This is a genomic window from Phycisphaeraceae bacterium (genome assembly GCA_019454185.1).
Lineage (GTDB): Bacteria > Planctomycetota > Phycisphaerae > Phycisphaerales > UBA1924 > JAHBWV01.
In genome coordinates this window covers 3,671,638-3,688,888 of the sequence record CP075368.1, presented here as the reverse complement: position 1 = coordinate 3,688,888, position 17,251 = coordinate 3,671,638, and the positions used below count along the sequence as shown (strand labels likewise).

16 protein-coding genes and 1 tRNA gene are annotated in these 17,251 nt (G+C 65.2%); 13 read left to right on the top strand and 4 right to left on the bottom strand.

Translation table 11 applies throughout. From position 1 onward, the window contains the following. Positions 1 to 190 precede the first annotated feature (190 nt). From KF838_15395 to KF838_15380, 4 genes are all read left to right on the top strand, one after another. Positions 191 to 2,974 (top strand): serine/threonine protein kinase, encoded by a 2,784-nt coding sequence (locus KF838_15395; protein QYK48162.1) that lies wholly within the window; start codon positions 191 to 193, stop codon positions 2,972 to 2,974. A 160-nt stretch (positions 2,975 to 3,134) separates the two neighbouring features. Beyond that, positions 3,135 to 3,983 (top strand): transposase, encoded by an 849-nt coding sequence (locus tag KF838_15390; protein QYK48161.1) that lies wholly within the window; start codon positions 3,135 to 3,137, stop codon positions 3,981 to 3,983. Positions 3,984 to 4,269: 286 nt separating this feature from the next. Next, complete coding sequence (locus KF838_15385) at positions 4,270 to 4,446, top strand: hypothetical protein (protein ID QYK48160.1); 177 nt, start codon at positions 4,270 to 4,272, stop codon at positions 4,444 to 4,446. Between the two features lie 161 nt (positions 4,447 to 4,607). Continuing rightward, the gene (locus tag KF838_15380) at positions 4,608 to 5,330 is read left to right on the top strand and encodes a hypothetical protein (protein QYK48159.1); all 723 of its coding nucleotides are present in this window, start codon (positions 4,608 to 4,610) and stop codon (positions 5,328 to 5,330) included. 96 nt (positions 5,331 to 5,426) lie between these two features. Here KF838_15380 and KF838_15375 read toward each other — a convergent pair whose 3' ends face one another. Continuing rightward, entirely contained in the window at positions 5,427 to 6,200 is a 774-nt protein-coding gene (locus KF838_15375) for a hypothetical protein (protein QYK48158.1), read from the bottom strand. A gap of 217 nt (positions 6,201 to 6,417) precedes the next feature. Here KF838_15375 and KF838_15370 point away from each other — a divergent pair, with 217 nt between their 5' ends. The 5 genes from KF838_15370 to upp all read left to right on the top strand — a co-directional run bounded on the left by KF838_15370 (position 6,418) and on the right by upp (position 8,939). Next, positions 6,418 to 6,768, top strand: coding sequence for a hypothetical protein (locus KF838_15370; GenBank protein ID QYK48157.1), 351 nt, complete (start codon positions 6,418 to 6,420; stop codon positions 6,766 to 6,768). Positions 6,769 to 6,831: 63 nt separating this feature from the next. Then, the gene (locus KF838_15365) at positions 6,832 to 7,344 is read left to right on the top strand and encodes an STAS domain-containing protein (GenBank protein ID QYK48156.1); all 513 of its coding nucleotides are present in this window, start codon (positions 6,832 to 6,834) and stop codon (positions 7,342 to 7,344) included. Between the two features lie 291 nt (positions 7,345 to 7,635). After that, positions 7,636 to 7,706: transfer RNA gene (locus tag KF838_15360), tRNA-Gln, on the top strand. Between the two features lie 140 nt (positions 7,707 to 7,846). Continuing rightward, positions 7,847 to 8,287, top strand: a complete 441-nt coding sequence (locus KF838_15355; GenBank protein QYK48155.1) for a hypothetical protein — start codon at positions 7,847 to 7,849, stop codon at positions 8,285 to 8,287. A gap of 70 nt (positions 8,288 to 8,357) precedes the next feature. Then, positions 8,358 to 8,939 (top strand): uracil phosphoribosyltransferase, encoded by a 582-nt coding sequence (gene upp, locus KF838_15350; GenBank protein ID QYK49845.1) that lies wholly within the window; start codon positions 8,358 to 8,360, stop codon positions 8,937 to 8,939. Positions 8,940 to 8,963: 24 nt separating this feature from the next. On the opposite strand, the gene KF838_15345 is transcribed toward upp, so the two are convergent. Together KF838_15345 and KF838_15340 are read right to left on the bottom strand one after the other, a co-directional pair. Further along, entirely contained in the window at positions 8,964 to 10,109 is a 1,146-nt protein-coding gene (locus tag KF838_15345) for a response regulator (GenBank protein ID QYK48154.1), read from the bottom strand. Between the two features lie 93 nt (positions 10,110 to 10,202). Further along, positions 10,203 to 10,751, bottom strand: coding sequence for a hypothetical protein (locus tag KF838_15340; GenBank protein ID QYK48153.1), 549 nt, complete (start codon positions 10,749 to 10,751; stop codon positions 10,203 to 10,205). A 257-nt stretch (positions 10,752 to 11,008) separates the two neighbouring features. On the opposite strand from KF838_15340, the gene KF838_15335 reads away from it, so the two are divergent. From KF838_15335 to KF838_15320, 4 genes are all read left to right on the top strand, one after another. Continuing rightward, positions 11,009 to 11,842 (top strand): carbonic anhydrase, encoded by an 834-nt coding sequence (locus KF838_15335; GenBank protein ID QYK48152.1) that lies wholly within the window; start codon positions 11,009 to 11,011, stop codon positions 11,840 to 11,842. A 257-nt stretch (positions 11,843 to 12,099) separates the two neighbouring features. Further along, the gene (locus KF838_15330; GenBank protein QYK48151.1) at positions 12,100 to 13,167 is read left to right on the top strand and encodes a hypothetical protein; all 1,068 of its coding nucleotides are present in this window, start codon (positions 12,100 to 12,102) and stop codon (positions 13,165 to 13,167) included. Between the two features lie 117 nt (positions 13,168 to 13,284). Beyond that, positions 13,285 to 14,418 (top strand): PA0069 family radical SAM protein, encoded by a 1,134-nt coding sequence (locus tag KF838_15325; protein ID QYK48150.1) that lies wholly within the window; start codon positions 13,285 to 13,287, stop codon positions 14,416 to 14,418. A gap of 192 nt (positions 14,419 to 14,610) precedes the next feature. Next, a complete protein-coding gene (locus KF838_15320) occupies positions 14,611 to 14,952 on the top strand; it encodes an RNA-binding protein (protein QYK48149.1) in 342 nt (113 codons plus the stop codon). A 354-nt stretch (positions 14,953 to 15,306) separates the two neighbouring features. Here the strand turns inward: KF838_15320 and KF838_15315 are convergent, their stop codons facing one another. After that, positions 15,307 to 17,199, bottom strand: a complete 1,893-nt coding sequence (locus tag KF838_15315) for an ABC-F family ATP-binding cassette domain-containing protein (protein ID QYK48148.1) — start codon at positions 17,197 to 17,199, stop codon at positions 15,307 to 15,309. Between the last annotated feature and the right edge of the window lie 52 nt (positions 17,200 to 17,251).

The window sequence follows — 17,251 nt, the reverse complement described above, 5'->3', positions numbered from 1 at the left end:
ATTCGGCGCGGCTTGGAGCACCGTCGCCGAGCCCGCGAGAGCACCCCCGCTCCTGCATGATCCGCGTTAGGCATGGAAACCGGCGTGAGACTGTTGGCGATGTGCGGTGCTGCTTGTATGCGGAAGTGCTGGAGAGGTCCTGCACGATCCATACACGATGCGGGCTGTGCAAGGTCGTTACCATGGGTGCATGACGCGAGACGGACAGGACGACATGCCGACGCGGAGCGTGCCCGAGGGTGGTGCGAGTGGAAGCGATCGCGTCGGCGGCGTCAATCCCGGCACCCCGACGGAGCGGATCGACGCGTCGGGGGAGAGCGGTCTCTCGTCGTCATTTGAGGATCGTTTCCCGCCGGGGACTATGCTCGCTGGGCGGTACCGGATCGTGGCGCGCCTGGGCGCGGGCGGGATGGGCGCGGTCTATCGGGCGGAGGATCTGTCGCTCGGGCAGGTGGTGGCGCTGAAGTTTCTTCCTCGCGAGGTCACGGGCGATCCGGTGAGGGTGGCTCGGCTCCGGCAGGAGGTGCGTGTCGGGCGCGAGGTGTCGCACCCGGCGGTCTGCCGCGTGTACGACATCGGCGAGCACCACGGCGAGCGTGGCGTCGAGACATTCCTGACGATGGAGTACATCGATGGTGAGGACCTCTCCTCGCTGCTGCGTCGGATCGGGGCGTTGCCCCGCGAGAAGGCGATGCAGATCGTGCGTCAGGTGTGCGCCGGGCTCGCGGCGGCGCACGAGCGGGGCGTGCTCCATCGCGATCTGAAGCCGGCAAACATCATGCTGGACGGGCGAGGGAGCGCTCGCATCAGCGATTTCGGGCTGGCGGCGCTCGGCACGCGTGTGTCGGGCGGTGCGGCGGCGGCGGGCACGCCGCTCTACATGGCTCCGGAGCAGTTGCGTGGCGAGGAGGCGACCCCGCGTTCTGATATCTACGCGCTGGGTCTGATCATCTTTGAGTTGCTGACCGGCGCGAGGCCCCACGCGGGGGCTTCGCACGATGAGTTCAGGGCGATCCGGTCTGATGCTGCAACCTCGACGGAGCGCGTGCTGGAGCATCCCGACCTCGATCCGATCGTGGCGCGAGTCGTGGCACGCTGTCTTGATCCTGACCCTGCGCGACGGCCCGCGACCGCGCTGGCGGTTGCGTCCGCCTTGCCGGGTGGCGATCCGCTGGCGGCGGCGCTCGCTGCGGGAGAGACTCCGTCTCCTGACATGGTCGCGGGCGCGGGCGGGATAGGTCGGATGCGCCCGGCTCTCGCCATGCTGATGCTCGTGGTGGTGCTCGCGCTGCCGCTGGCTGTTGCGATGTTCTCTGCGAGATACTCGGTGGCATCGCGTCAGGATCTCTCGACGCCGCCGGTGGTGATGAGATATAAGGCGACGGAGGTGATCCGCGCGTTCGGGCTCGAGCGGACGTGGTCGCAGGTTGCGAGCGGGTACGACACGAATGCGCAACTGAGGTGGGCTCTGGAACGGGGTGATGAGACGATCTCCGAGCGCGTGCTTCGCGAGTCGACGCCCCCTTTCGTGTTCTTCTGGTATCGCGCGACGCCTTCGCCGTGGCCCGAGCCCGCATCGAGCGGGTTCTATCGCGGGTTGGTGACCTCGAACCAACCGGCGCGGGGCATACCCGGCGAGGTGTACGTCTCGCTGGATCTGCAGGGGCGCGTGAGGCGGCTGTTCACGGTGCCGCCCGAGATCGCGATCGGGCCTCCTCGTTCGCAGGCGTGGAAGGACGAGGACCTGTTGAGAGCGTGCGGGCTGGAGCCGGCGTCGATGAGGGAGACTGGACCGATCATGCGATCCGGGTTGCGTGCCGACAGGCACCTGGCGTGGGAAGGGGTCTGGCCGGATCGCCCCGAGATCGCGGTGCGGGTCGAGGCGGGCGTCGCGGACGGGCGGCTTGTGTACCTGATGTCGCTCTCGCCGTGGGAGTTGGAGTGGTTCGTCACGAACGAGGAGACCCGGCTTGCAAGAGAAGAGGCGGGCGATGCCGTTGCGACCGCCTCGGCGCGGGGCGTGCGGGTATTAGGGGCGATTCTCGGCCAGTCCTTGTTCACGATCGTGCTCGCGCTGATCGCGACCGGGGCTTACATCGCGCGCCGGAACCTGCGTTCGGGGCGTGCGGACACGCGCGGCGCGCTCCGCTTCGCGTGGTTCGGAGGGGTGTCGATGCTGCTGGCCCGATGGTTTATGGCCGAGGAGCTGGTGCCGCGGACGCGGTTTGATGTGCTCGACGTGTTCGCCTGGTCGGTGCTGGTCGCGGTCGGTTCGTGGTCTGCGTATCTCGCGATCGAGCCGGTCGTGCGTCGGCGTTGGCCGACGGCACTGATCGCATGGACGCGGCTTCTCAGCGGACGAATCATGGACCCGCTGGTGGGTCGGAGCGTGCTCATGGGTGTGACGCTCGGCGTGGTGGGCGCTGCGCTCTACCGGCTCGGCTATCTGCTGCCTCTCGGGAGCGATGCCGCGGCGAAGGGCACGCTCGGATTCTCGGCGATGCGCCCCTGGGTCTACGTGGGCGGAGTCGCGGTTGCGGTCTCGGTGCAGGCGATGATGGGGCTTCTCTTCGTGCTCGTCTTAGTGGGGATCCGGCGGATCACGAGGCGAGAGTGGATCGTGGTGCTCCTGATGACGATGGTGCTGGTGCTGTTCGACGAGAGCCGCGTGTACGGCACGGGATCGAACGCGGGCATGAGCAGCGCGGGACGGATGGTGGTGGCGATGGGCGCGAGCTTTGTCGCGTGTCTCACGCTCACGCTGCTCTACATCCGAGTCGGCGTGCTGGCGGCGATCGCGTTCATCGTCACAGAGAATGTCGCGAGGCAGACACCGGTTCTGACCGACTTCGGCGCGTGGCATGCGTGGCAGCCGCTCGTGCCGATCGGTGCCATCGCGATCTTCGGGGCGTGGGGGTTCGTGGCGGCTGTGTTCGGACGGGCGTCCGGCGACGGCTCGCATCACGCGCAGTGAACCATCCGCGCAGAAAGTCTCATCCGACAAAGGGGAGCAGCGGGCGCAAGAGCATTTTGCGCCATGTGTTCCAAGTGTTTCCATTGTGGAGACTTGCGCGATCTGATGGCTCATGCCATGCTCGGTCCCACTGGTGGAGCTGCCAGACAGGAGACCGAGCATGGACAACGCGAGTTGGAGGGTGTTGGCGGCGAGCGTGCGGAAGCTGGATCGGAGCCCGCGTGGCGGTCGCTTCACCTTCACCGATGCGGACATCGTGCTGACCTTTCTCTGGGCCGTCTTGCACCGACGACCCACCTCCTGGGCGTGCCGACGCGATGCATGGCCGTTGTGGCGGCGTGGTCGATTGCCCTCGCCAAGCAGGATGAGCCGGCGGCTGAGAACCACCAGCGTCCAGGCGTTACTTGCCGCGGCGGAGGCGGAGAATCTGGTCTCTGCATCGGGAGCGTTGGTGCTGGCTCTTGACGGCAAGGCCCTGCGCGTCGCCTCGCACTCCGGAGACCGGACCGCGACCTTCGGCGCATGGGGACTGCGCGGCTACAAGCTCCATGCGATCTGCGATCTCGCGGGCTCGATCGTCTCCTGGCGTCTCACGCCCATGCACTGCCATGAAGCAGTGATGGCCAAGCGGATGATGCGAGACATGGAGTTGAACGGGTATGTGCTGGCCGACTCGAACTACGACAGCGTGAAGCTCTATGAACTCTGCGCGTGCAAGGGCGGACAACTGGTGGTTCCGCGGAAGGACTGCCGCGTGGGTCGCGGCGTGCGGCGGTCCGGAACGCATCCGGACCGCCGTCGAGCCATCGACATGCTGGAGCAGAGCATGACGGGCTTCGGCAGGGGCCTGCTGTCACTCCGGCGCGTGATCGAGCGTGTGTTTGCACGCCTGGAAATGACCCACCATGTGGGGCTTATCCCGCCGCACGTGCGCGGCATCGAGCGGGTCCGTCGATGGATCCAAGCCATCATCATCCTTGATCGACACACACAGGCAATGAAGCGATGACGCAAAAAGCTCGCAAGCCCGGGGTTCTTTGTTTCGCCGCCGCGGCTGCCCGATGCAAGCACTCGCCCCCGCCTCCCACCACCCCCCCACTCACTCCCCGAGCCACACTCCCACCCCAATCTTCATCCGAGAATCCGGTAATTCACTGGCACGACCGGGAATCGTGTGGCATGCTTCCATCAGAGGTTCGGGAGGGGTGAGGGCCTGTTGGCCTCCGGGGTGACTGTCTCCGGGGGCGGGTGGCTGCTGATGCTGCCGGGCTCTGATCCTTCACGATCCTCCGGCGATGCCGCGCGGCCGTGCTGTTCCGTGGGAAGATGGCGGGCTGCTGATGCGGGGAGTGTGTGCGATGGGTGAGGTGCCGGCGTTTGACTCGATGGGTTTCCGCCGCATCGTCGCGGAACTGAGGCGATCCGACGAGTTCAGCGGCAACCAGATCAGTCTCAACTGGAGGACGGGTTGAGATGGTGTCCTCCTTTCTGGTAGATGTCTTTGGTGGCACCGCTCTCCAGAGCGGTGTCTTCTCTCCAACACAACCTGGTCACACATGCGATCGATGTTGAGCCCGGGTCGCTCGCACGCGCCTACGGCTCAACGCCGCTCGGAGAAAGAAGGAGAAAGCCCATGAAGAGCATCATCCACCCGCGAGTCGTCGTCGCACTGCTCCCCGCAATGCTCGCCGCGCTCAACTTCGGAGGAACCGCCATGGCCGACATCACCAAGGTCTATGTGACACCGGAGTACGCTGAGGCCAACTTCGCCGACGGCACGCGCCAGCTCGGCATCTTCACGCCCGTGCTGACGGTGACGCCGCTGCCCGCGTCGGGCGGAGCCGGTGACGAGCAGCCGAATTCACTGGCGTTCTATGCGGAATACACATCGCCGGGCCTGCTTGAGTCCTCGATCAGCGGAAACAATCTGGACAGCTTCCCACCGCCGCCGATCGCGTCTCCCGGGATCTACCTTGATGGTGGACTGAAGATTGAGAATGTGATTCTGAGCGCATCCGGCAACTTCCGCATGCCCGGCTATGACGATGAGTTCGGCACTGTCAGCCCTGCGCAGATCGCTCATGGAACTTTCGGCGACTATCGGCTCGATCAATTCGGCAATGGTGAGTTCGCGTATGTGGCCTATTGCCGCTCGGACAGACGCCAGTTCGGGTATGTCCAGTACGCCTATATCGCGCCCGACAACTGGCGCTTGATCGGGTACGCGTATGGTGGCATCGACGAGCCGGTGACGGTCACGAACCTTGTGCCAGCCCCCGCGGCACTCGGTCTGCTGGGTGCCGGCGTGCTGATCGGCACACGCCGCCGCGAGCGAGAGTGCGCCGCTCGACGTTGAGTGTGCGAGAAACCACCGCCTGACACTCGGGTTTGCCCTTCAGACCCGACTGTTCGCTGCAACATCCGTCAGTATTGGGCCTTCAAGAGCACTTCTTCAAACGCTCGACGTGCCGGGTCTTTCGGCGGTTGTCGCGGACTTGGCGAGCGAGGTGTACGCGCCGAAGCCGAAGGGGACCGTCGTCTTGACGCCGGACTGGTCCTCGCGGGAGGACGCCGCGGCGATCTGGCGCATCAACTGCTCGGAGAGTGAGTGGAATGATCGGATCTCGTGGACGGGGAGTGTGTGGACCTCTCCTTGGGGTGTGCGGATCTGGAAGACGGAGCACTGGACATCTTCGGAGAGTGCGCGTTCGAGCGAAGTCTCTCCGACGCTGCACGCGAAGAGGGGGTAGACATCCGCGATGGCGATGCGGACGCCGAGTTGCGTGATGACGGCCATGCGTCCGTCGAACGGGGGAACGCCGGAGAGGTGGATCCCCTCTTCTTCGGCCTGGGCCTCGATGCGGTCTTCGGATGCTGAGATGCGGGCCTCATCGTCGGTCTCGTCGCCTTCGGCCTCTTCATCTTCCAACTCGTGGTCGGCCGCGCCGATGATGACGGATCGTGCGGCATCTGCGCCGAGCGGGCCTGTGATGGTCGCTCCGGATTGATCGACGGCGGTCTGGGCGCGGACGGCGGCTTCGTCCTTGGCGAGGCGGATCGCCTCGTCGTGCTGGAGTTTCATGACGGAGAGGGACATGAGGATGTCCCGGATCACGTTATTCCAGAAGAGCTCGCGGGCGTCGATGGCGCCGCGCATGCCTTCGAAGGCACGATGGGCCGCGTCGGATGTGGGCCTCTCTGAACCACCCTGTGCTGGTCGCTTCATGTTCTGATCGTATTCAAGGGGGCGTGCGGCCATGAGAGCCGGATCCGGACCTGGCTCGCAAACCCATGCCGGGTCGGTGTTTATCCCCAATGCGGACGTGCGGTTCTCGCCCCAGCCCGCACGATCGGCACGCCTTCCCACCCTTCCCACGCAGGAATGATCGCGACCCGAAGAGGCCCGCAAACCGTGCCGATGGACTCGACGCAGGAGACACCGCATGGCAACCGACGGGCAGGCGTTCAACAAGGTCAAGAGTCTTCTCAATCGGATGGACCGTTCGATCGAGGAGGCACGCGACAAGCGGCTGGGCAAGTCCCACACGGATGGGCCGCTGATCGGGGCCGGCCAGCCGGCTTCGAGCGTGGTTCATGCTCCGTCCTCTGCACATGAGCAGCGCGTCGGCTCGAGCGGCTCGACGCTGATCGGCGCCTCGCCGACGCCCCCGATGACGATCGCAACCCCGAGCCCCGCGGCATCGCCCGAGCCATCCAAGAGCGGTTATGGAAGAGCGAAGCCACTGGCTCGGCCGACATCGCCCGATAACAGCGCACGCCGCTGGGGGACGTGAGAACGCCGCGCTGCATGGCGGAGGAATGTTCCGGATGCGCGGTGATCCGAAGGAGGGGTCTACGTGCTTGGAAAGTTCCTGAGATCCAAGTCCAAGGCGCGCGACATGCACAACTCGCCTGTGCTGTCGGATGAGACGCTGCGCGCCCTGCGCAAGGCCGATGATCTCGGCCATCTTGCCCCGAACTGCGAGCTGGCTCGCTACGACACGCTCGGGCAGGCGCTGATCGCGATCGTGGTCATTCAGACGCTCTCCGGCCCTGATGCCGAACGCCTCGTTGAAGAGGTCGCGGCACGCTTCCGGGGCGATGTTGTCGGACCTGGTGGCACGCCCGCGGGCGCGTCACGCCCGAGGCATCTTGTGCTCGACCTCCAGAACGTGGAGTACATGGACTCGGGGGCCATCGGCTCGCTGGTCTCGCTGCTCACGCAACTGCACAAGTCAGGTGGACGAATCGCGCTCGTCAACACGCACCGAAACGTTCAGTTCCTTTTCAAACTGACGCAGCTCGATCGCCTCTTCCCGATCTGCACGGATGTGCTCAAGGCGATTGAACGCGTTGAGCGCGAGGGTTGAGCGGCAGAGAACGGGCAACTCGATAACAAACACGGACCCGCAAGCAGCGCGCGTAAGTCCAGCATGCACAATGCTCTTGGCTGCGGATGTGTGATCGGTGTAACGCCGCGCGGACCAGAACGGCAGGCGACGGGCACGGCTTTGAGCCATTCATGGTGCGAGAGGGCGACCGCAGTGGCCCGACGCTGGCTCTGTAGAGGGGGTTGCGGGGGCGGGTCGGAGAGGCCATGGGAGCCGGTTTGCCGCGAAGCGTGCGAGGCGTACACTTCACCGACGCGGCGTGCCGCGGATTGGGGATTGGTGTAACGGTAGCACGACTGACTCTGGCTCAGTTAGTCTAGGTTCGAATCCTAGATCCCCAGTTTCTGCCTGATTTCCTGCTGTCTCCCTTTGCTTGGAATGGTTCCACGATCGCTCGGTGCGGCTGGTGTTGCATGCTGTCTGCCCGGTACGGTCGAATCGGGGCGATGGACGCTCTATCATGTTGGCCCCGAGGTGCGACATGGCGAGCATCGTCTACATCCACTGGCACGAGGAAGAGGCGCTTCCCGCTGCGGAGGCGCTTCGGAAGAACGGGCACACGGTCCGTATCCACGCGGACTCGAAGGCGAAGCTGGACTTTGCCGCGATACCCGAGGCCCTGATCGTTTCGCTCGAGCGGCTTCCCTCCCACGGGCGGGAGATCGCCGACTATTTCGCGACGACGAAGAAGTTGATGAACGTCAAGCTCTTCTTCCTCGGCGGGAAGCAGGATGTGGTGGATCTCGCCTGCGATCGGGTGCCCGCGGCTCTGGCGTGTGCGTCGATTGAAGAGCTGATCGAGCACCTGGACGGAATCGAGCCCCCCGCACCGGTTATTCCGGCGAAGGTGAAGGGCCCGCTCTCTCGTGTGACGGCGGCGACGCGTGCGGCAAAGTCCGGACGGCCCAAAGCCGGCGGCTGAGACATCCCCCTTGTCTCCTGAGACCCACCCGAACCTCGTCGTCTTCGATCACCCGCTGATCCAGCACAAGATGGCGTATCTGCGTGATGTGTCGACGAGCCATCGGCCGTTCCGCGCGTTGCTCTACCAGATCGCGGGTCTGATGGTGTTCGAGGTCACGCGCTCATTCCCGACGAGTGTGGCGCGCGTGCAGACTCCTCTGGAGGTGATCGACGCGCGCAGGATCACGGCGAAGATCACGGTTGTGCCCGTGCTCCGCGCGGGGCTGTGCATGGCGGAGGGGATTCTGGAGATGATGCCCGAGGCGCGGGTCGGGCACCTGGGGCTGAGCCGCGATGAAGAGACGCTGCGCCCGGTTGTGTATCTTCGGAAACTCCCCCACGACCTGAACGCGGGTCCTGTGGTGCTTGTGGATCCGATGCTGGCAACGGGCGGGAGCGCGATCCAGGCGCTGACGATACTCAAAGAGGCGGGGGCGACGGACCTGCGGATGATCTGTCTCGTCGCGGCACCGGAGGGTGTCGCTCACCTCGCCAACGCCCACCCTGATGTTCGGATCTATTCGGCCGCGCTGGACCGGCAGCTCAATGAACGCGGGTTCATCCTGCCCGGGCTCGGCGATGCGGGCGACCGTATGTACGGGACGGTGTGAACTGGGCGGGCGACGCGGGGCGGGTTAGACCTCGATGCCGCGCCGTTCCATGATGGCTCTGAGCGAGTCGATGAGCACGCTTCCTGCGATGGGCTTTGTGAGATAGTCGTCGAATCCGGCGTCGATCCCTCGCTGGCGCGCCTCGGTCATGGCATCCGCACTGAGCGCGATGACCAGCCCCTCATACCCTGCGGCCCTGAGGTGCTTGACGGCTTCGATCCCGTCCATCTCGGGCATCTGCACGTCGAGGATCACGGCGTCGAACGCTCGGTGCCTGCGCCACGCGTCGAGGGCGCGCTCGAGCGCGGCCTGGCCGTCGGCGACGACCTCCACCACAGCGCCCGCCTTGGTCAGGTGGTGTCCGAAGAGTCTGCGATTGTCCGGCGCATCGTCCGCGAGAAGGAGGCGGCCGCTCAGCGTTGGCTTGCGCGGGATGGAGGGATCCGGCGTGCCGGAGTCGGTCATGCTGGGGCTGTCGGGCTCGACCAGCGAGGACATCGCGACATCACCCGGGTTGATCCGCAGGGTGAAGGTGCTGCCCTCGCCGGGCTTGCTCTCGACTTCGACGCCCCCGCCGAGCAGTTCGGCGATGCGCCTCGTGATCGAGAGCCCGAGCCCTGTGCCTCCGAAGCGTCGGGTCGTTGAATCGTCGGCCTGAACGAAGGGTGCGAAGAGTCGATCGACCTGCTCGCGGGTGAGTCCGATGCCGGTGTCTGTGACGCGCACGACAAGCTGTTGCTGAGCGTCGCGCTGCTCCATGCTGACGCGGACGGTGACGCCGCCCCGCTCGGTGAACTTCACGGCGTTCGAGACGAGGTTGATGATGGCTTGGCGAAGGCGGGTGGGATCCGTGGAGATGCGATCCGGGAGCGCGGTTTCCTGCACGTGCTCAACGGTGATGCCCCGCTCTCTGGCGCGGGGCTTGTAGAGACCCACCACGTCCATGATGCAGTCGAGGGGCGAGCACTCGACGCGCTCGACCGTCATCTTTCCGGCTTCGAGCTTCGAGAGGTCGAGGATGTCGTTGATGACGGCGACCAGGTGCTCGCCGTGTCGATTGATTGTGCGGACACACTCGGTCCGCTGCGCAGGGGACGCATCCGGAGATCCCAGGAGCTCCGCAAAGCCCAGGATCGCCGTCATGGGCGTCCGGATCTCGTGGCTGATCATCGCGAGGAAGCGGGTTTTCGCCTCGTTCGCGGCGATGGCCGTCTGCCGCGCCTGTTCGAGCTCGTGGGTCCGCTCGACGACTTGTCGTTCCAGCTATTTGTTCCGCTCTTCGATCGCCTCTGCGAGCTGTCGCTGGAGGCGCCGGGCGGAGAAGGAGACGCTCAGGTCCCCCAGATTCCTGATGAATCTCAGGCACCAGATGTTGAGGATCAGCAGGAAGGCCGCCAGCAGCCGGTATGCGGGCCAGACGAACATCAGGAGCGACATCGCGTAGCCGCAGATGGCGCACCAGAGGAAAATGTTCGCAAGATCCATGAGCTTGCGGTTGCGGTCGGCGGGCGCCTCGCTGAGGTATCCCTTCAGCCAGAAGATGAAGATGCGCAGATATGCAGCGATCACGCCCCCCGTGAGCAGCACGAGCGCGATGATCCACGGCCAGTCGGGGCGGCCCGAGGCGTTCTGGATGCACTCGATGCGCGGCATGTAGGTGCCGCCGTTTGTGAAGTAGTCGATGAAGGCGTTGCCTGTTGAGCGGCTTGTGCCGATGCCAGCAACGAAGCCGACCGCATCGGTGGTTGACGCGCCGCCGCCGCACGCATCGGAGTTGGTCAGTTCCACGATCTGCGGCGTGTCCAGCATCATCGCCTCCCGCAAGGAGCATCCCTCACGTCAGGGTCCGATCGGCGTTTGGGAGGCGCGTATTTGGTCAGGATGGATGTATGGTGCGCGGCCTGCGTGGAAACCCGCATCCGCCTTGAGCCCAATCGGCTTCGGACGCACGAATTCCATGCATAACCACGGGGGGACCAGCACCGACACCCCGGATGTGGTCGAACTCGGTGTTCCAGTGGATTCGAGCGTCTACTGGAAACCCACGGCCCTTATTCCTGGAGTATCCCATGCTGCGTCGCACGTTGCTTGCCCTGTCCGCGTTGAGCTGCCTTCACGCCAGTGCCTCGGCCGCACCTCCATCGTCTGAGTTGAAACAGACGCCGGCGGCTGCGCTCGAGATGCTGATGGCGGGGAATGTGAGATTCTCGAGCGGCCTGTGCGAGCATCGCCACGCCGACACGGAGCGGGCGAGAGAGACCGCCGGGTCGCAGAGCCCGTTTGCGATCGTGCTCTCGTGTGCCGACTCCCGGGTTCCCGTGGAGCTTGTCTTCGATCGCGGGATCGGGGACATCTTCACTGTTCGCGTCGCGGGTAACACGAGCGGCCCCTTCCAGGCGGGCTCGATCGAGTACGCCGTCGAGCATCTCGGCTCATCGCTCCTCGTGGTGCTGGGCCATTCTTCGTGCGGCGCTGTGAAGGCGGCGTCTGCCGGAGGCGATGCCCCCGGGAACATCGGCGCGATCCTCGCACCCATCGTTCCTGCCACAGAGGAGACGAAGCGGAACCACCCTGATGCCTCCGACGCGGACCTTGTCAGACTCGCGATTCGCGCGAACGTGATGCGTTCGATCTCGGACCTGCTTCGCTCGAGTCCGACGATCGCGCGTGGCGCAGAGAACGGCACGCTCCGGATCGTCGGTGCTGTCTACAACCTGGAGAGCGGCACGGTGGAATGGCTGGGTGGCCACCCGAATGAAACCGAGATCATCGCGAAGGCACGCGCCGGAACGACAGTCGCCGGTTCGTCGAAGCCGGATGCTGCAGGGTCGAAGTCCGCCGACACGCAGAGCAAGCCGTCGAGCAAGAGCGAGACTCACGCCCGCGCTGGCAACGGGCACTGATCGAGACCCGTCGGCACAGTTCTGGCCATAGGGCCAATCGTGGCCAGCGAGCGCCGGCGCGGCTTGATCTGCTCGCCATCGGCCAGATGTGCCGCCTGTTGATTGCAGCAGTGGCCAGACGTTCATGCTGGCCGCATGTAATATGCGTTTTTATTATCTGCGCGCGCTTGTCAGTAACTACGATGTCTCTAGATTTGGTGCATGGGCCGCGGCAGTCGCGGACCACTCGTGAGAGCATCAAAGACTGGAGCATCGATATGAAGCGTTCACACGGCATCGCAGGCATCGTCTCCGCGGCACTCCTCGCCTCGCTCGCCGGCACGTCCATGGCCCAGACCGTCACGGTCTCGGGCGGTGCCATGACGATCAACACCAGCGCGTTCGCGACCGACCAGCAGATGGAGATCGAGGTCGGCCCCGTTCCTGGCGAGGTCCGCCTCTCGGGCGTGATCGGCGCGCCGGCGACGCAGTACTTCGGCATCACATCGATCGACCTGACGGCCGGGCCCAGGAACGACTACGTCGAGTTCCGGATCTTCACGGGCGATGCTCCGGCGATCACCGCCAACACCGGCGCGGGCAACTCGGACGTCAAGGTCATCTACAACCTGGGCTCGAGCATCATGGACGCCAGCTCGTCCGTGTCTGTCACGGGCGGCACGGGCGAGGACAAGGTGCTCTTCGAGGTCGTCTCCTTCGCGCGGGCCTTCGCTGCCAACTGGGTCACCAATCAGGGCGCGGGGACGAACGAGACCGTCGCCAGCATCGACTCCCCCGAGGCGTCTCAGCTGATGTCCGTGTCGCTCTCATCGACCGGCACAGGCGGCAAGGACACGTACGACCTGAGCGTCAAGTCAAACGCCGCTTCCATCAACGTCAACGCGAGCCCGAACACTGGTGCGGGGAATGACTCCGCGATCATCGCGATCGACACGCTCGGAACCGGCACGCTCAATCTCGCGACGCTCGCCTCGCTCGGGGCGGGGATCGATGTCTTCGAACTCACCAACGTCTCGCGCGGCGGGCCGGCGAACTTCTCCGGCAGCGTCAACGGCGGAGCCGACGCCGACACGATCAAGTTCAGCAGCGAGAGCAACGGGCGCGTGCTCATGACCTTCAACGGCGCGCTCGGCAACGACACGGTCGACTTCTTTGCCAAGGGCTCCGTGACCGGCCGTCCCCGCCTGCTCGGCGCGGGTGGAGATGACTACCTGAAGCTCGTTGTCGACGGGCCGCGCCTCGCCACACCCTTCATCGACGGAGGGGCCGGGTATGACCGCGCCTTCGGATTCGGCACCATCGTGAACTGCGAAGAGGTCAACTGACACGACGCGCATCATCACGCCTTCATCTCTCCTGCACGGCTCACGCTCCGCGGCGTGGGCCGTGCTTCGTTTCCCCTGGCCTTGAAACCAAACGAAATCCGAATACAATCGCCCGTCGTGCATGGCAGTTCCCGCAATCCACGCGATACCGACGACCATCCCGATGGCATGGTTGCTCCGCATCACGCGCTCGGACGGGGCGCGACGATCAATCCGACGGGCCGCTACGAGCGTGTCACACTGACCATCGATGGCGACGCGCTGGATGCCGAACTCAGGGAGCGCGGGCAGGGCAAGCGGCTCTCAACGACGATCCGAGCCGACCGCGCCAAGACGATCATCAATCGCGTCGACTCGCCCGACATCCACTTCAACTGGACGATCAATCCGTATCGCGGGTGCGAGCACGGGTGCTTCTACTGCTACGCCAGACCCGGGCACGAGTACCTCGGGCTCTCACCCGGCATCGACTTTGAGTCCATCCTGTTCGCGAAGCATGACGCGGCGCGCCTGCTCAGGCGTGAGTTGTCAGACCCCAAGTGGAGACCCGAGACCATCGTCCTCTCGGGCGTGACGGACCCATACCAGCCGATCGAGCGTGATCTCGGGATCACGCGGGGTGTGCTCGAGGTGCTTGCCGAGTGCTGCCACCCGGTCTCGATCATCACCAAGAGTTCGCTGATTCTCAGGGATCTGGACCTGCTTCGTGAGCTGCACGCGACGGGTTCGGTGCACGTCGCGGTGAGTCTGACTACGCTGGACAACCGGCTGGCCTCGGTGATGGAGCCGCGTGCCTCAAGCCCGCGATCGAGACTCGACACGATCCGGACGATCGCCGGTCTCGGCATTCCTGTCACAGTGATGGTCGCCCCGATCATCCCGGCGATCAACGACCACGAGGTGGCCCAGATTCTCGAAGCCGCGGCGGAAGCCGGGGCCCACAACGCGGCGTACATCCTGCTGAGACTGCCCCATCAGAACAAGTCGATCTATACGGCATGGCTGCAGGCGCACTTTCCTGATCGTGCCGCGAAGGCCGAGTCGCTGTTGCGTCAGTGCCGCGACGGGGAGATGTCCAGCAGCGAGTTCGGTGAGCGCTTTGTCGGCACCGGTCCTGTCGCGGACCAGATCCGGCAGTCGTTCCGGCTCTTTGCGCGTCGGTACGGGCTCGACCGCCCGTCTCCACCTCACAATCAGGGTGCGTTCCGTCCCCCACAGATGGACGCCCAGGGGCAGATCTCGCTCTTCTGACCAAAATGGAGCCCGGAAGGCGGTCGCTGATAATCCTGTGGATTCTCTCGCCCCGAGCGGGGCATGGTTCCTATACTCCGACAATCGGCATCGGTCTCGCCCAACTCGTGGGCGAGGAGCCGGGGTCTCCGACGCTTCTCTTGCCCGAGTTCAAGCACCGGTCATCCACACTTTCGGGCAAGGTAGAAACGCATGAAGATCTATGTCGGCAATCTCTCTTTCAATACATCCGAGTCTCAGCTTCGTCAGCTTTTCGAGGCGCACGGCTCCGTGACCTCGGCGTCGCTCGTCATGGATCGCGAGACCGGCCGCCCGCGCGGTTTCGGCTTCGTCGAGATGAGCGATGACGATCAGGCCCGGGCCGCGATGAACGCCCTCAACGGCAGCAGCGTCGATGGCCGCGATCTCACCGTGAACGAGGCCAAGCCCCGCGAGGGTGGCGGCGGCGGTCGTGGTGGTTTCGGCGGTGGTGGCGGCGGACGGGGCGGCTTCGGCGGTGGTGGTGGCGGCGGCGGCGGTCGCGGCCGCTGGTGATCCAACCCGGACACTCGCATAGCACTCAACGAGCCGGGGCCTTTGCGGGCCCCGGCTCTGTTTCTTTGATCAGCAGACCATCATCTCGATCGGCGACGCGAAGAGCGATACCATCCACCCCTGGTATAGCGCACGCGAGCGGCACGCAGAACACGTGGTTCGGCCGGTGCCGACTCTTGAACGATCACGCTGGAGCAGTTCCAATGGCTGAGATGGTGAAGAAGAAGATCCGCTGGGCGACCAAGAAGCGCAAGGGCAGCAGCCGCAAGTGGAAGTCCAAGTACGTGCTCGTCAAGAAAGAGGGCGGCTCGAAGTAAGCGCTTCAGGCGGCCCCCGCGTCGCTCGATCACACGCTCAGGCCTGTTTCGATTCCAGCTCTTCCCATCGGGTGTAGAGAGCCGCGACGGCCTGCTGCGCCGCGCCCAGTTCGTCGCATGCCGCGGCCATCCGGGCGTGGTCGCTCGCGATCACCGGATCATTCACTGCCGCTTCCGCGCGTGACACCCGCGCCTCGGCTTGGCCGATCCGCTCTTCCATGGTGTCGTACTCGCGCTGCTCGTTGTAACTCAGTTTCTTGCGTGGACTCTGCGCCTGTCGGGACGACTGTGGCGCGTCCTCGGCGTTCTGCTGCGCCTGCGGCGACGACGATCGCGCCGGCTCGGGCGATGTGACCGAGGTTGCAGCCGCCTTGCGCTCGAGCGCGACGGCCTGATCGACGCTGGCGACGATCGCGTGTCCGCCGCGTCCGTCGAGCGCGAGGACCTCGGACGCCAGTCGATCGAGCATCGCGCGATCGTGGGTGACGAGCAGGAGCGCGCCGGGGAAGTCTTCGAGCGCTTCTTCGAGTGCTTCGAGTGTCGGAATATCAAGATCGTTCGTCGGCTCGTCGAGCACGAGCACGTCCGCAGGTTCGAGCATGATCCTCGCGATGTGGATGCGGGCGAGTTCGCCGCCGCTCAGCGTGCTGACCGGCTGGGCGAGCTGAGAGTCCTTGAACAGAAATCGCCTCGACCACGCGGTGATGTGCATCGCCTGGCCTCTGAAGCGAACCTGATCGCTCACAGGGCAGATGGCGTCGCGCAAGAGCGTTGTCGGCTCGAAGTCTCTGCGATGCTGGCTGAATACAACAACGCGAGGCGGGGGCTCCGCTCGCACGACGCTTCCGGCATCGGGCGCGAGTTCGCCGGTGAGCACGCGGATCAGTGTTGTCTTGCCGCTGCCGTTCGGGCCGAGCAGCCCGAGGCAATCACCCGCGCCGAGATCGACGTCGAGGTTCTGGAAGAGTCTGCGTCCGCCGAGCGACTTCGCGACGCCTCGGGCCGAGATCAGCTTGCGGGTCTTGCGATCCGTCGCGTTGAAGTCGACGCGTGCCGCCGCGCCAGCCGCCGCGGTGTTGCGCGACTTGATCTCCGCCAGCTCGTCGATCCGCTGATGGCTGGACTCGATCCTGCTCTTGGCCTTCGTGCGTCGCGCCTTGGCCCCGCGATGGAGCCACGCGAGATCCTGCCGGACCTGGTTGGCCATCGACCGCTCCGCCGCGGCCTGCCCCTCAAGAAACTCCTCCTTCCGACGGAGGAATGACGTGTAGTTTCCGTCCACGGAGAGCGTGCCGAGCGGGTACGCCGCGCTGAGCTCGACGACGCGTGTGGCGACGCGCTCGAGGAACGAGCGGTCATGCGTGACGAAGATCGACGCGAATCGCGCGCCGCTCGGTCCGGGAGAGAGCAGCAGATCTTCGAGCCACGCGATGCCCGCAAGGTCGAGGTGGTTCGTCGGCTCGTCGAGCAAGAGCAGATCGGGCTCGCCCGCCGCACGCGCCAGCCCGCGCGCGATCGAGAGCCGCTTCTTCCACCCACCGGAGAGGTCCATCGCCGCCGTGCCGGCATGGGCGGCATCGAATCCGACGCGATCGAGGATCGTCTCGGCCAGGATCTCGGCCTCGTGATGGTCCATCGCGGCGACATTCACGCCATGTTCCGCTGCATCAACAACCACGCGCATCGCGGTCCACCCATCGGGGAACACATCCTGCTGCGCGATCGTGACCGCCCGCAGCCCCTTGGCCCGGGTGATGGTGCCCTCATCCGGCTGATCCTCTCCCGCCAGGAGTTTCAGGAGGGTGCTCTTCCCCGCGCCGTTGGGGCCGATAAGTCCGACTCGATCACCGGATGCGACACTCATCGAAACGCCACGGAAGAGCGTTTGCAGGCCGTGGGTTCTTGAGATGTCGCGGGCGCTCAGAAGCACGTCATTGACTCCGGGCTGTGCGGCGCGGAAGAGCCGCCAGAACACGGAGCGT